The sequence below is a fragment of the Luteibacter yeojuensis genome, assembly GCF_011742875.1.
In the GTDB taxonomy this organism is placed as follows: Bacteria; Pseudomonadota; Gammaproteobacteria; order Xanthomonadales; family Rhodanobacteraceae; genus Luteibacter; species Luteibacter yeojuensis.
The window spans coordinates 1,320,248-1,333,035 of the sequence record NZ_JAAQTL010000001.1; the positions used below are offsets into that span (position 1 = coordinate 1,320,248).

The 12,788-nt window shown below is 66.5% G+C and carries 18 protein-coding genes; 1 reads left to right on the plus strand and 17 read right to left on the minus strand.

Annotated elements, in window-relative coordinates:
* Window position 1: 1 nt before the first annotated feature.
* The 17 genes from HBF32_RS05790 to HBF32_RS05870 all read right to left on the minus strand — a co-directional run bounded on the left by HBF32_RS05790 (window position 2) and on the right by HBF32_RS05870 (window position 11,808).
* The gene (locus HBF32_RS05790; RefSeq protein WP_166698758.1) at window positions 2-256 is read right to left on the minus strand and encodes a hypothetical protein; all 255 of its coding nucleotides are present in this window, start codon (window positions 254-256) and stop codon (window positions 2-4) included.
* Window positions 253-594, minus strand: a complete 342-nt coding sequence (locus HBF32_RS05795) for a hypothetical protein (protein WP_166698759.1) — start codon at window positions 592-594, stop codon at window positions 253-255. Before HBF32_RS05795 ends, HBF32_RS05790 begins: the two co-directional genes overlap by 4 nt.
* Window positions 591-1,139 (minus strand): hypothetical protein, encoded by a 549-nt coding sequence (locus HBF32_RS05800; RefSeq protein WP_166698760.1) that lies wholly within the window; start codon window positions 1,137-1,139, stop codon window positions 591-593. Before HBF32_RS05800 ends, HBF32_RS05795 begins: the two co-directional genes overlap by 4 nt.
* Window positions 1,140-1,269: 130 nt before the next feature.
* Window positions 1,270-1,620 carry a hypothetical protein gene (locus HBF32_RS05805; RefSeq protein ID WP_166698761.1) on the minus strand — a complete coding sequence of 117 codons (351 nt, stop codon included), beginning with the start codon at window positions 1,618-1,620 and terminating at the stop codon, window positions 1,270-1,272.
* A gap of 92 nt (window positions 1,621-1,712) precedes the next feature.
* The gene (locus HBF32_RS05810; RefSeq protein WP_166698762.1) at window positions 1,713-2,204 is read right to left on the minus strand and encodes a hypothetical protein; all 492 of its coding nucleotides are present in this window, start codon (window positions 2,202-2,204) and stop codon (window positions 1,713-1,715) included.
* A 202-nt stretch (window positions 2,205-2,406) separates the two neighbouring features.
* Entirely contained in the window at window positions 2,407-2,832 is a 426-nt protein-coding gene (locus HBF32_RS05815; RefSeq protein WP_166698763.1) for a RusA family crossover junction endodeoxyribonuclease, read from the minus strand.
* The gene (locus HBF32_RS05820) at window positions 2,820-3,143 is read right to left on the minus strand and encodes a nuclease domain-containing protein (RefSeq protein ID WP_166698764.1); all 324 of its coding nucleotides are present in this window, start codon (window positions 3,141-3,143) and stop codon (window positions 2,820-2,822) included. Before HBF32_RS05820 ends, HBF32_RS05815 begins: the two co-directional genes overlap by 13 nt.
* Window positions 3,144-3,342: 199 nt before the next feature.
* On the minus strand, window positions 3,343-3,879 hold the full coding sequence (locus HBF32_RS05825; protein ID WP_166698765.1) for a hypothetical protein: 537 nt from the start codon (window positions 3,877-3,879) through the stop codon (window positions 3,343-3,345).
* On the minus strand, window positions 3,876-4,316 hold the full coding sequence (locus HBF32_RS05830) for a hypothetical protein (RefSeq protein ID WP_166698766.1): 441 nt from the start codon (window positions 4,314-4,316) through the stop codon (window positions 3,876-3,878). Before HBF32_RS05830 ends, HBF32_RS05825 begins: the two co-directional genes overlap by 4 nt.
* On the minus strand, window positions 4,313-4,975 hold the full coding sequence (locus tag HBF32_RS05835) for a DUF6475 domain-containing protein (RefSeq protein ID WP_166698767.1): 663 nt from the start codon (window positions 4,973-4,975) through the stop codon (window positions 4,313-4,315). Before HBF32_RS05835 ends, HBF32_RS05830 begins: the two co-directional genes overlap by 4 nt.
* On the minus strand, window positions 4,962-5,966 hold the full coding sequence (locus tag HBF32_RS05840) for a DUF1376 domain-containing protein (protein WP_166698768.1): 1,005 nt from the start codon (window positions 5,964-5,966) through the stop codon (window positions 4,962-4,964). The genes HBF32_RS05835 and HBF32_RS05840 overlap by 14 nt, the downstream gene beginning before the upstream one ends.
* A complete protein-coding gene (locus HBF32_RS05845) occupies window positions 5,963-8,509 on the minus strand; it encodes a DNA methyltransferase (RefSeq protein WP_166698769.1) in 2,547 nt (848 codons plus the stop codon). The genes HBF32_RS05840 and HBF32_RS05845 overlap by 4 nt, the downstream gene beginning before the upstream one ends.
* A complete protein-coding gene (locus HBF32_RS05850; protein WP_166698770.1) occupies window positions 8,506-8,718 on the minus strand; it encodes a hypothetical protein in 213 nt (70 codons plus the stop codon). The genes HBF32_RS05845 and HBF32_RS05850 overlap by 4 nt, the downstream gene beginning before the upstream one ends.
* On the minus strand, window positions 8,715-10,682 hold the full coding sequence (locus HBF32_RS05855; RefSeq protein WP_166698771.1) for a DNA cytosine methyltransferase: 1,968 nt from the start codon (window positions 10,680-10,682) through the stop codon (window positions 8,715-8,717). The genes HBF32_RS05850 and HBF32_RS05855 overlap by 4 nt, the downstream gene beginning before the upstream one ends.
* On the minus strand, window positions 10,675-10,992 hold the full coding sequence (locus tag HBF32_RS05860; protein WP_166698772.1) for a hypothetical protein: 318 nt from the start codon (window positions 10,990-10,992) through the stop codon (window positions 10,675-10,677). Before HBF32_RS05860 ends, HBF32_RS05855 begins: the two co-directional genes overlap by 8 nt.
* Window positions 10,992-11,489, minus strand: coding sequence for a hypothetical protein (locus tag HBF32_RS05865; RefSeq protein ID WP_166698773.1), 498 nt, complete (start codon window positions 11,487-11,489; stop codon window positions 10,992-10,994). Before HBF32_RS05865 ends, HBF32_RS05860 begins: the two co-directional genes overlap by 1 nt.
* Window positions 11,482-11,808: a DUF3307 domain-containing protein gene (locus HBF32_RS05870; protein ID WP_166698774.1), complete on the minus strand. Its 327-nt coding sequence runs from the start codon at window positions 11,806-11,808 to the stop codon at window positions 11,482-11,484. The genes HBF32_RS05865 and HBF32_RS05870 overlap by 8 nt, the downstream gene beginning before the upstream one ends.
* A gap of 478 nt (window positions 11,809-12,286) precedes the next feature.
* On the opposite strand from HBF32_RS05870, the gene HBF32_RS05875 reads away from it, so the two are divergent.
* A complete protein-coding gene (locus HBF32_RS05875) occupies window positions 12,287-12,781 on the plus strand; it encodes a helix-turn-helix domain-containing protein (protein ID WP_166698775.1) in 495 nt (164 codons plus the stop codon).
* Window positions 12,782-12,788 lie beyond the last annotated feature (7 nt).

Below are 12,788 nucleotides of genomic sequence, written 5' to 3' on the forward strand. Positions count from 1 at the left end.
GTCAGGCACCTGCCTGGTCGGTATCGTCGATGCGCTGAGCCTTGCCCTGGTCCCAGGCGATCAGCACGGCGCCGACGATCACGGCGGCGAACTCTGCCAACTGGCCGGCGGCGGAATCGGTGACGGTCAGGCCGAAGATGGCGGCGACCTTCACCACCAGGCCGATGTACGTCGTGGGCTGCTGCAAGCGCAGGCGAAGCCACGGCAGGACGGCACGCCAGAAGGCGCGCAGGCGGGCTTTCAGGGTCGGGTTCACTTCGTCCACTCCCGGAGGGGCTGCTTGTCGGCCTTCTGGTCGAGCTTGCCCTCGATGCGCTCAAGGCGGCCGACGATCTCGGTGCGCATGTTCTGCACGGCGCCGGCATCCTCGGCGCGGCGTTGCTTCAGCATGTCGACATCGGAGCGCAGCTGCACGATGTCGGTCTTGTTCTGGGTCGACAGAGCCATGGCCTGGCTCACCTGCGCGGCGGAGGCATCGATCGTGAAGATCTTCCACGCCATGCTGCCGACGACCGTCAGGAGCGTGGCGGTGGCCGCCAGCGACGAAACGAGGTTGCCCATCGTCCAGCGGTTCTCGATGACGGGCCGGTTCATGCCGTTGCTTCCCCGCGCACGGTGCTGACCGCCACGTCGTAGTTGTGCAGGAACTTCCCGGCCAGGATCGTCCGCGTCGCCGCGTTGCCGCGCGTGTAAGCGCCAGGGCGCCAGTTGCGCAGGTAGTAGGCCAGCATGGCGTCCCCTTCTCCGACCTCGGGCAACGGCGCCGGATCGCTGAACAGCAGCAGGCGCGCGAAACCGCAGGCCAAGAGATCATCCGCCGCCAGCGCCAGGTACGCGCTGCGCTCCGTCTTCGGCACTCCGCGGCGGGCCAGCAACTGCCCGGCGAGCATGGCCGTGGCCTGATGAGTCATCACCCCATGCACGCCGCCGCCCTGCTCGAACATCCAGGGGCCGCGTGCCGGGCCGCTGATCTGCTGCCGATAGGCGATCTGCCCGTCCATGCCACCCTCCTGCAGCGCGATCGCCAGCAGCGCGACCGCCGCCCGGTCATCCCAGGGCACGCCCGGCAACAGCGCGCTCGTCGGGTCGATGATCTTGCGCAGCGCATCGGCCGGCGAAATGGGAAGTGGGATGGGCATGTCGGGCAGGGCTCCAACGAAAAAGCCCCGCACAATGGCGGGGCTTCGGGGGTAGTTCTGGATGATGGCGAATTTAACTGCTTTTCCAGTCCCGTCAAGATGACGTGCGCGCGAGGTGGTCTACACGCGATCAGTCCTTACTGATGGACCCGAAATTGAACGCGGAGACATCCTCGATCTTTACCCTGACGAAGATCCCTTCGCTCCCAGTGGGAATTGCGTTGCCTCCCGGATGCCAGTAGCGGGCATTGCGAAGATGGATGAACATCGTCGGGGGAGAACCCTCATCGTTGCCATTTTCGGCTTTCTCCTGCTCCATCAACTGTTTGATCCCATCCCCGAATGCCTTCGCCACTGGATGATGCTCGTAGTACTTGTCCGCGCTCACGACGTAGCCGGATACGAGAATCCCTCCTACTGCAAGGGTCACGTCGCAACTCACGCTGCCGTCGTTCGCCATACCCGCGAGGGTGGTGATCATTGCGTCTCGATTCTTAGACATTGTCCCTGTTCCTCCGTTGTGGTGCGGAAAGGATACCGCCCCTCAAGCTAACGCGTGAACTTGACAAGGGGCTACGCCTTCGCCCGGGTCAGCGCCCACAGAAACTTCTCTTCCGCGTCCCCGCACAGGCCATCGAGCCAGCCGCCGGCGGATCGCATGGCCTCGTCCAGTCGCTCCCGGCGGACACACAGCATCCAGGCGTACTCGGCTACCTCGTGCTGGGTCATCTGCGCTCCGGCCAATCGGCGCACCGCCAGGGCGGCGCCCATCCGCAAGAGGGCTACCTCGTGGGGCGGCAGCTTCGTCTTCTGGCCCTTGGCGTCTTCCCGGACCTTGTGGTCCCAGGCACGGCGCAAGGCGCGCTCGTGCAGCAGCGTGGAGGCGTACCGGGTTTCCAGCGCGGCGATGGCGACCACCCCGACCTTCCGCTGCGCCATACCCAGCGCCATCTTGATGTCCGCGTCGGAATCGCCGGCGAGCGATCGCGGCGCGAAACCCTGCCGGAAATCCTTGTACGTGGTCTTGCCCTCCATCTGGGCAATCTTCTCGAGCTTGGCGTTCATCGTAGGGGCCTCGGTATGGTTCGGGCCCGGCTCTTCGGCCGGACCTCTTGCAGGTAGTGGGTCAGGTGCCAGCCGTGGCAGTGGTCGCAGCGGTACGGGCGGACGCGGTGCCCGCGGCGCTTCGTACCGACCACGGCGGCATGCGCATCCGCGGAGGTGAGGTAGCGACGTTTCCCGGTGTGGGTACATCCGTAATCGCACGTCATGGGCTCAGCACCCTCAGCACGATGCGGACACCCGGGGCGTCCAGGGCTTCCGGATCCTCGCCCGGGTAGACCTTGGCCAGGCGCTCGTACTCAACCAGCCGCGCGTCGTCTCGCCAGATGCCGGCCTCGGTGAGCGCGTCCTCGGTGCTCCGAGCGAGTTTCGACAGGTCTGGCGTGCGCATGGGCCACGTGCGGCGGCGCTTCGGGGCGCTCAGCGGCTTCGGCAGGGTGAACACCATCCGGCAGATCACCGGCGCGTCGATGGGTGGTCCCGACCGGACCTCGAGCGCGGCGGCCCTCACGTCCTGTCGCCAGGGCTTCACCTTCTTCGACGATTCGATCATCACGCCGCCGCCGACATGGCGCTTGCTGCCCTGCGGGCCGGGTGTGCCGTACACGACGATCTCGATCATGGCTTCCATGCGTCATCCCATGGCGACACCTGGCGGCGGCGCAGCTGCGTGCGGAAAACGCCCTCGGCATGGGCAAGGCGGACATCGGCGTAGGTGTAGCCAGCCGGCGGCGAGAGGCGACCGTCGACGACGTCGTGGCAGTAGTGGCACCCCTCGGCGGCCTGCTCGTCGTCCGGCTTCGTAGCGGTGCCGCTGGTGTCGTCCAGCCGGTAGTGGCACAGCACGACAGTGTCTCGGGCGCCCTGGCAGCCGGGAATGCGGATGGTGCAGCGCTGGCCACGGGCCTCCTGGCGCATGGGCGTCGTCTTCGGCCGAGTCATCGCCATTGCCTCTTGCGCTTGCTGCCGCACCGCGGGGCGCCGTTCGGGGCCGGGCGATAGGTGCAGGGCTTCGCACCCACCTTCGCCGGCGGCGGCAACCCCTCGTTTCGCATCGGCTTCGGCTCCGGTGGCGCGAAGCATAGTGCGTCCTGCGCCAAGTCGAAGAACACCGTGAGGTTGGGGAGGTGTCGAAGCGGCTTCACGCGGCCACCTCGCGCGCGGCTTGCACCTCGGCGTCACGGTCCATCAATCGCAGGTGAACCAAGCGGCGGAATTCGGCATCGCCCAGGCTGATGCGAAGCCGGTTCATACCGGACAGGAGCATGGCGGTCTCGCAGTCGTGCGCCCGCTCCGCATGGCGGAACTCGCCCCACGCTCCGGACCACGAGCGCGGATCGGGGCCGACGACGCGGAACACCCTCCGGCCCCTGACCTCGAGCAGGCCCCACCGTGGCGGCAACTCGTTGGGCCGGATCATCTCGGCAGGTGCGAGGAAAAAGCGAAGCGTCCCCATGCCCCGCTCGGGCTCGCGGCGGAACGGTTTCTTGCGGTCAGCCAGGAAATCGGCACGGCTCGTCTTCGCTTCGACGAGGATGGTGCCGCCCTCGCGCCAGCCGATAGCATCCGGGATTTCACCCGAGCGGCACACGGCGGCCAACTCGGTCATGACGATCTTGCAGCCGGCGGCACCGCGCAGCCAGGCGCCCGCACGCTCGACCAGGTCCGCGTGCGTCATGCCGCCTTCTCCCGCCAGAACGGGCTGGGGTCCGGAACCTCGATGTTCAGTTCTGCAGCGATGCGTTGAACCATGTCGTAGAACCGGACGAAGGTGCCGCGGTCGATGACGTCGCGCTCCCCGTATTCGTTCGTCGTGGTGGTGCGGCGGGCACGGGTCACCTTCTCGCCCAGAACCATCACTTCGACGGTCCCGAAGAACTTCCGGCAGAAAGCCGCATGCAGCTCGTCGGCGTCGTAGCCGGTTTCCATGCAGATCGGCGGGTAGGCCACGCCCCACAGGGCGCTGTTCTGGTCGAGCGATCGCTCCCGGCTCGCCTCCCGGATCTCGATGCGCCATGACTTCGTGTCCGGCAGCTTGTCGACGAAGGCCGTCACGTTGGCGAGCACACGCGGCCTCTCACGGCCGCCGGCGTTGAGGGTGAATCGGTGAATCACGCGGCATCCTCCCTACGGTCGTGACTGATGCGGGCCAGCAGGTGGCCGGCGACGTACTTCGCGTCGGTGATGCGCAGCGTGGCGCTGTCCGACCCTTGCTCGATCACGCGAACCGCCTTCTCGGTATCGCCGATCAACACCGGCCGGACCTGGTACTCCCGACCGCTGAGGTTGTTCTCGGCCTCGCTCTCACCGATCAGGCGCGGCGGGAACGCCGGCAGTTCACGGCGGAGGCGGTAGGCGGCATAGCGGCGCTCGAATTCGCGGGCCTTGAACGGCAAGTCCTCCGCGGCGCATCGGCACAACGGCACCCAGCCGCCCATTTCGACCAGCACGACGTGGATGAGCGGATCGTCGAACGAGACGGAGCGGTAGGCGCCGACGGACTTCACGGCCCTCTCGACCTTCGCCCACGCCCGCATGCCCTGGGTCTGCGTCGAACCTTCGAGCAGGCGCGTGATATCGGCGAGGCGCGGCGGGAACTGACCGCGGTCCGGGTCGCGGGCGTGCAGCGAGAAGGCGCGCTTCACGTCCTCGAATTCGTGCATGCGCAGCCCATTCCAGAAGACGTCGATCACGAACGGCACGCAGGCCTGCCGGTAGTAGGTCATCACCTCCGCGAGCAGTTCGGCGAAGGGCTGGCGGTCAGTGGGTTGCATGGGATTCCTCCGGTTCGATCACGACGCCGGCCCAGTCGGCGGCGGTGTCGCGGTTGGTTTGCTCGAGGGCGGCCTGCTGGTCTGCCTTGGCGGTTCCGGCACCTGGTGATCGCATGGCGTCCTGCAGTTGGCCTCGCGCCTTGCCGACGACGTAGGCCATGCGACCTTTGCCGTCGCGCACGGCCTGCGCCGCGACGGCCTCGATGGCCTCGACGCGACCGCCCTCGGCGATGAACTGGTGCAGGGGCTCGAACTGAGGGTGGGCGTCGTGCACACCGGCCTGGCGCATCGCGATGGCCGCGGCGACATGCGCGGGGAACTGCGCGGAAGAGCCCTCCCCTACCCCCTCAGTGTTGGTGTTCCCAGAAGGGTTACCTACGGAGTTAAAGGTCTCTGTCCCTGTCCTTGTCCCTGTCCTTGTCTCTTGCGATCCCGGCGGGATTCCCGGTGGGATGCCGCCAGCATTCCCGGTGGGAGGCTTTTTCTGTCCCGATGGGATTCCCGAAGGCCGCCGTCTCGTCAACGCTCGGGATTGCGGATTGAGTGCCATTAGGAAGCGACGGGCGACGTCGATGTCTGCCTCGATAGCTGTCGGATCGAACTCGATATCCCAGCGCTTGGCATTGCCGGCACCGCTGCTCAAGCGCTTCGCCAGCTTCTCCAGCCAGGCTTCGAGCGCCTTCTCGCACACCACCGGATGGTAGTAACGGCCGTCATCGCAGAGGCGCCAGCCGCGCAGCGCCATGTCCTTCACGCGTTTCCACCGCGTCATGGCACCCGAGAACTGCACGCTGGCGAGGATCCGGTCATCGGACGGCAGAGAGCCGGCGGGGCGCTGATACCAGGACTTGCCCCATAGCGTGAAGGCGGCGACCTTCTCGGCGTCGTTGGAGAGCGCCCACGTATCGCTGCCGAACAGGCGCTGGAAGTCGAACGGCATCCAGTCGAAGTCGGTCAGGTCGACGTTGGCGGGTACGAGCGGGGTGTTCATGCTGCGGCCTGCTGTTCCAGTGCGTCGAACAGGCCCGGCATGGAGAGGCCGCGCTCCGCGCCCGCGCAGTAGGCGCACGCGTCCAGGAAGTACAGGTTCGCCAGTTCGCAGCCGCGGCCATAGCGCCCCATCTTCACGGCCATGTAGGGCACGGTGCCGAGGCCAGCGAAGGGGTCGTACACGACCTCTCCCGGCATCGAGTACTGCTCGATACCTCGCTCCACGATGTCGAACTGAAGCGGGCACAAGTGCTGTTCCTTGCCCTTCGCCGCCTGCGTGCTGTTGAGCGTTCGCATGCGGGTGATGTCGGTCCAGACGTCGGGGTGCCAGCTTTGCGGCTGCAACAGCATGAACGACGTGGGGAGCCAGCCCGAGCGATCTACCGCCTCCGCGATGCGCACGTCGTGCCGGAAGTCGTAGACGTTCTCCAGGCTGTGCCGCTTGAACAGCTTGAAGATGGCGGCCTGGTCGAGGCCTTCCAGTTCCTCCGGCAGCAGCGGACGGTCGCCACTGGACCGCGTCAGGCCGTGGGCGTCGAACTGCCAGCGCGGCCGCGTGAACGTGGCCTTGTCTTTCACCACCGGAACATCGGCGTAGCCGTTGCTGCGGTCGGTGGGCGGCTTGCGGAAGATCAGGAGGTATTCGGGCATGCCGGCGCCCATGCGCGAGCCGTCCTTGCACTGCTCCGTCCACCCGAGGCGGTATGTCTGGCTGTTCTCGCGCACCACGTCGGTGACGATGGTCTTCCTGGCCAGGAAGGCGAAGCCGTGTTTCTGGAAAGCCGCCACGCACTCGTCGCTGAAGGGCTGCACGGTCTGGAAGCCGAAGCCGTTGATACCCCCAGGGGTGATGCGGTCCTTGACGTGGATCGCCGCGATGCGACCGGGCTGCAGCACGCGCAGCAGCTCCGGGATCAGGAAGTCCATCTGCTGCCAGAAATGCGCGTTGTCGTCGGTGTGCCCGAAATCACGGTAGTTCGCGCTGTACTCGTACTGCGTGCCGAACGGGATGCTGGTAACGATCAAGTGCACGCTGTCGGCATCCATCCGACGCGTCTCGTCGACGCAGTCGTTGTTCACGACAGTGTAGTGCTCGCCCGAGGCCTCGACGCGCTCCACGCCGAGCGATCGCGCCAGCTTGCTGGCCATGGCGGCGTGCGCCAAGCCAAACTCACGAATGATATTGCTCATCTTGTCCGCCATGCGGTTGTGCTGGTTCCACTTCCGTTCCAGCTGCTGCCGGACCTCGCGCTCCGCTTCGGTGTAGATCAGGTCGATGCGGACACGCTGGGTTTGGCCGAAGCGCTGGATGCGGTGAATGGCCTGGATGAAGTCGCGGAACTTGAAGCCGATGCCGAGGAAGACGGCCCAGGCGCAGTGACGCTGGAAGTTGCAGCCGGCGCCGGCGATGACAGGCTTGGCCGCCAGTTCGCGGAACTTGCCGTCGCTGAAGTCGATGATCGCCTGCTCGCGGTCATCGAGATCCTGGCTGCCGTACACGCTCACGGCATCCGGCACGGCCTTTTCAATGGCGCGGCGCTCGTCTTCCAGGTCGTGCCAGAGGATCCGGTGGGCCGCCAAATCCTCGGAGCGAATCTCCTGCAGCTTGGCCACGCGCGCCGGCAGGCTTTCGCGCTTCTCGCGCGCGGCATCCTGCACGCCAATGGCGGCGTTGCGGAACAGCCTGCCCTGCCCATCCTTCTCCGTACCGGCGTCGGCGTGGTTGGTGGGGATCTCGTGCCAGCGGACGTCCAGTTCGGGAAGCGTGTAGCCCTCGTCGCTGAACCCGAGGTCAGAGGGCCGCTGCACGAACAGAGCCCAGGAGGACACCCACAGCCAGAACTCTTCTTCCTTGTGCGGGTGCAGCGTCAGCTGATCGGCCTTCTCGCTGTTGCGCTTGAAGAACCGGGTCTTCGCGGCCGCAACATCCATGATGCCGAGGTAGGCCGCGTAGGCCAGCAACTCGATGTAGTCGTTCGGGCTCGGCGTCGCCGTGGCCACGAACCGGTAACGGATGCCGTCCGTGCGCACGCCTGCCGCGCGATCGTCGCCGGCGAACAACGCCATGAACTCGCGGAAGGTCTTGCTGCCGCCGAAGCCACGCAGGCAATCGGCCTCGTCCAGGCTCGTGGCATCGAAGTGGCGCGGGTCGAGCTTCCCGTCGCGCACCGTCTCGTAGTTGGTGAGGTAGACGCCGGTGGCGCTCGCCTCTTCGATCCGCCGGATGAACTTCGGCGGCTCCGCCCAGCCCAGGCGTTCCACGGCATCCCGTCGGAACTCCTGACGCACACCGAGGGGCAGCACGATGAGACCACGGCCACCGGCATGCTCGCTGGCCAGTCGCACGGCCTCCAGCTGGATCACGGTCTTGTGCAGGCCAAAGCTGGCGAACAGCGCGCGCCGGCCACCTTGCAGGAGCCAGGGCACAATGGCTCGGCAGTGCGGCTTCATCGCGGGATTCACGAGCGCGGGATCGACCTCGAAGCCATGCTCCGGCGCCGTGCAGACCTTCGCTTCGATGAATTGCTGGTAAGCGTCCGTCATGCCGGCGACCTCCGGGCCAACCGGAATCGAAACGGCTGCCCCTGACCCTGCCCTACGCGGACAACCTCACGCCGCTGTTCCATCGCCCGGACTGCGCTTTGCGCGCCCATTTCGGTCGTGCCAGCCCGGCGTGCAATTTCCACGACGGTCAGCGCATCGCGGCCGAGAATCTGCGCGATGAGGTCTTGGATACCGGTGCGGCGGGTCATGCGGCCTCCGCAACGGAGACGTCTACCGGGTCGAGGTTCGCCTCGGCGATCGCGCGCAGCGGCGGCGGGCTGACGGAATTGCCCACCATTCGCACGCTCTTGCTGATGCTCAGCGGGCGCCCGTCGGCCGTGCGATCAATGATGTAGTCGGCCGGAAAGCCCTGGGCGCGGAACAGTTCCTCTCGGCGGAGCATGCGCAGGCCGATGTCCACGATCACGTAGGGGTTGCCCTGCACCCAAACGGTGACCAGGGCCAGGCGGTCCTTCGTGGTCACGGTGTCCAGCGGCTCATCGATATCGACGCCGAGCGCCGTGCCGTAATACTTGACCAGGAACGCAGCGACACGGAGCGCGCCGGCCTCGTGTTCCGGGCTTAGCGTGCATTCGACGACGGCGTGGTGCTCGGCGCCGGCGCAGATCGTGCCCACCGTCTCGTCGGCGCCACGCCCATCGCAGTTGCGGCGCAGCGTGGCGAGGTTGGCTGTGACCAGGCGCTGCTGTGCGCCGGAGCCCGTGATGGTGGACGTGGGTACGTCGGCGGCATTGCCGTCGCCGTCGTAGAAACCGCCGTTGGCCTGCTCGAGGAAAGCCGTCATCACGCCCATGGCATGCGCTGCCCCAGCCGGTCGGGCCGCGCCCGCACCGGAGGTGATCGTGGGCATCGGGTCGTCAGCGGCCGAGCCCGTGCTATCGCCACGGAATTTCACGAGGTGCGCGGAGACCATCGCGAAGTGTCTGCCTTTCACCTCGGCGCACATTGTGCGAACGGGCTCGGTGACGGGCTTGTTCGTGTCGACCGACGCCTGCGCGTGCTGGGTGATGAACGGCGCAAGCTTGGGTTGGATGGCGGCAAGTTCGCCGCGGTGCGCGGCGGTGATGGTCGGCAGGGGTTCGTCGCTGGGATGCATGCGACGCTCGCCGTGGTGCGTCAGCGGCGTGACGATGGGAGCCAGCGTCGGCTGAACCAGGGCGGCGTCGTACTTTGCTGTGGTCGTAGCGCCCGGCTCGTGCACGCTGCTCTCGGCAGTCTGGCCGCGCCGTCCGCCGACGCCGACAATGAACGGCTCCGCTGCGTCAAGCACGTATCGCTTCACGCCGCGCGCGATGCGTCGCATGGTGGCATCAGCCAAGGGCCGCTTGCGCTCGAAGATCGAAGGGCAAGCGACCGTGAAGTCGATGCAGTCAGCGGCGGTGACGTAGGGCTTGGCGCGCCCCGGGCCGTGGGTCGGTTCCGGCCACACGATGGGCTGACCGTCACGGCGCGCGACTAGGAACAGGCGCTTTCGGCTGGTGCCCGCGCCGTAGTCGGCGGCGACCAGTTTCCGCCATTCCACGACGTAGCCGAGCGTGCGCAGCGCAGCAACGAAGTGCTCCCACGTGCGTCCGGCGTGCTTCTTGTCAGGAACGAGCGCCTGATTCCAGACCGATACCTGCTCGCCCTTCGCCGCAACGGTGCCGTCCAGCTTCACGACGCGGCCCGTGGCCTTGTCACGCTTCGCGACCAGCGGGCCCCACTTCAGGATCTGCTCGACGTTCTCGAGGCTGATGATACGCGGCGCCAAGCCTGCGCGGGCCAGCGTGCCTGCGACCTTCAGCACGACCCACGATAGGGAGCGCGTCGCCTTGCTGCGCGGCTGGCCGCCCTTTGCCTGGCTGAAGTGCGTGCAGTCCGGCGACGCGTGGAACCAGCCTACGGGCCGTCCGCCCACCTCGCGCAGGATGTCCACGGCCCACACATCGGCTTCCATGTGCCGGGTGAACGGGTGGTTCGCCGCGTGCATGGCGATCGCGTCGGCGTCGTGGTTTACCGCGACGTCCGGATCACGACCGAGGGCCTGGCGGAGCGCCTCGCTGGCACCACCGCCACCGGCGAAGAAGTCCACGACGATCTCGCCCGGCCGCAGCCTGGAAGCGATCTGCCGCTTCGGGAAGTTGAAACCGCTCTGTGCGCCGCCGTCAGCCATGGGTCACCGCCATGCGCTCCACGTGGAACGGGATCGTGAAGCCCTCGTGGCAGAGCGGCGACTTGAAGAGGTGCACGACGTTGCCGCGCGCCGGCACAGTCGCCGGCGAGACGACACCGTTCCGGTGCTGCATCACCTCGCTATGGCACGCTCGGCACCGGCCGAAGCGGATACGACCGTTCACGACGGGGAAGAATTCCGGCGTCGCGGGATGCCATGCATCCTCGCCATAACCCAACTTTTCGCAGCGGGCGCAGCGGCGGTATTCGCCATCGGCGCGGGACTGCCACAGGGCAGCGTGGTGGCGCATCAGAAACCCTCCGGGTTGGTGTCGTCGGCGTGGTCGCGGCTAAAGCGCACGACCGAGAGCGCCGGGGCGGCGTTGGTTACGGGAGTGGGCGACCGGTTGGTCAGCTGCTCGCGCAGTGCCTGGAGGTCGCTGATTTCGCTGAGGACCGCGGACAGGCGCTCGTCGATGCGGGACAGGAGCTCCTGCTGCCGCTGCTCGCTCGGGATGGGCTCAGTGCGGTAGCAAAGGTCATCCGACATCGCGTCGTAGAGCGCGTGGTTGCCGCTCTCGCGCATCCAGAGCCACAGTTCGGCGATGCCGAAGCGCTGCCCTCCCCCGTTCTGCGGGTTCAGGCAGTCACCGACGCGAGCGATGGCCGAGTCGAGGCTGAGCCGCGCCGGGCTCCATAGGCCCGTCTCCAGCATCAGCGAGGCGAACTGCTTGCGCGTCCGCGGTGGGAAGGTGGCCAGCAAGGCTTGGTGACCACGCTGGAGCCAGGCGACGAGTTGGTTATCCATGAGCCACCCCGACCGCGATGGCGGCCCATAGCACCTTGCATGCGAGGTGCACGGCCTGATCGACATTGATTCCGATCCAGCCCTCGCACTTCAGGTGGTCGGTGACCGCATGGATGACGGCTTCAGCGGCGCCGAGCCACCACAAGCCAGTCACCGCTGCGACCACACCTCCATGGATCAAGGCGTGCGCGGCGAGCGCCTGCCACCACGGCACGTATTTCGGGCCCTTACGTGCTTTGTTGGTGGCGAGGAAATCGCCTTGAAGGGGGTAATCCGCCAGCGCATGACCGGCGATCAGTAGAAAAAGGAGGTTAGCCATGAGCCACCTCCCCTTGGCGTCCCTTGACGCGAGGGCTTTTGGGGGTGGCACCTGGCCGCGTAGCTTGGGCGGAATGAACCGACGACGCGTCTCCGCCGACCTTCTTCCCCTTCCCTGCCGGAGTGCCGAGTCGCACCTGGTAGCCGGTAACACGGCCGTCGGCATCGCGCTGCCAATCGACGTCCGCGCGCATCGTGTCGCATGCGATCTTCCGGCCGCTGCTCTCGTGAATGCGGAAGGCCAACTCCGGGCTGGGGGCCTTATGCCCCAAGCCGATCAGGTAAAGGACGTGGGCGCTACAGCCCGCCTTGGTGGCGAGGTCGGCGAGGACGGGACAGTCCCTCATGCCGGTGCCGCCCGTCTCGATAGCGTAGGTTCGAATGTTCATAGGTGTGCTGACATTACCAAAACGGTTACGCCAGTCAATACCGTTTCGATAATTTACCGCACAGGTAACACCTGCGAGGATTCGTCGTATATGGAAGCGAGCGAAATCCGTAGGCGAAACATCGAGATGCTGGTGCGTGCTGCTGGCGGCCCAGGCGTGTTCGCGCGCCGCGTCGGTCGAGAGCAAACTCAGGTCAGCCAGTGGATTTCGGTCAAAACTCCAAAGGCAATCGGCGGCCGGCTCGCACGGGATATCGAGGAACACCTCGGGCACGAGCGAGGCTGGCTAGATAGGCCACAGTGGATGCCCGAGCGGGAGGTCGACACTGCCGATGCCGCAGGCTTCGGCGTGCCGAGCGCGAAGACATCTGAAGAATTGAGACCAGCTGCCGATACGTTGACCAGAGCGCTCATCGTCACAGAGCGCGTATTGGATCGAACCAAGGTGGCGGTCAAACCCGAGGCCAGAGCGTCCATCGTCATGGCCGTGTACGACATGCTCAATGAGGGTCAGGGCATGCAGGCGGCTGAAAACGTGGTGTCGCGCATGCTGGACGTCGTGAGGGGGGCGATCGTTACCGACTAACAGGGGC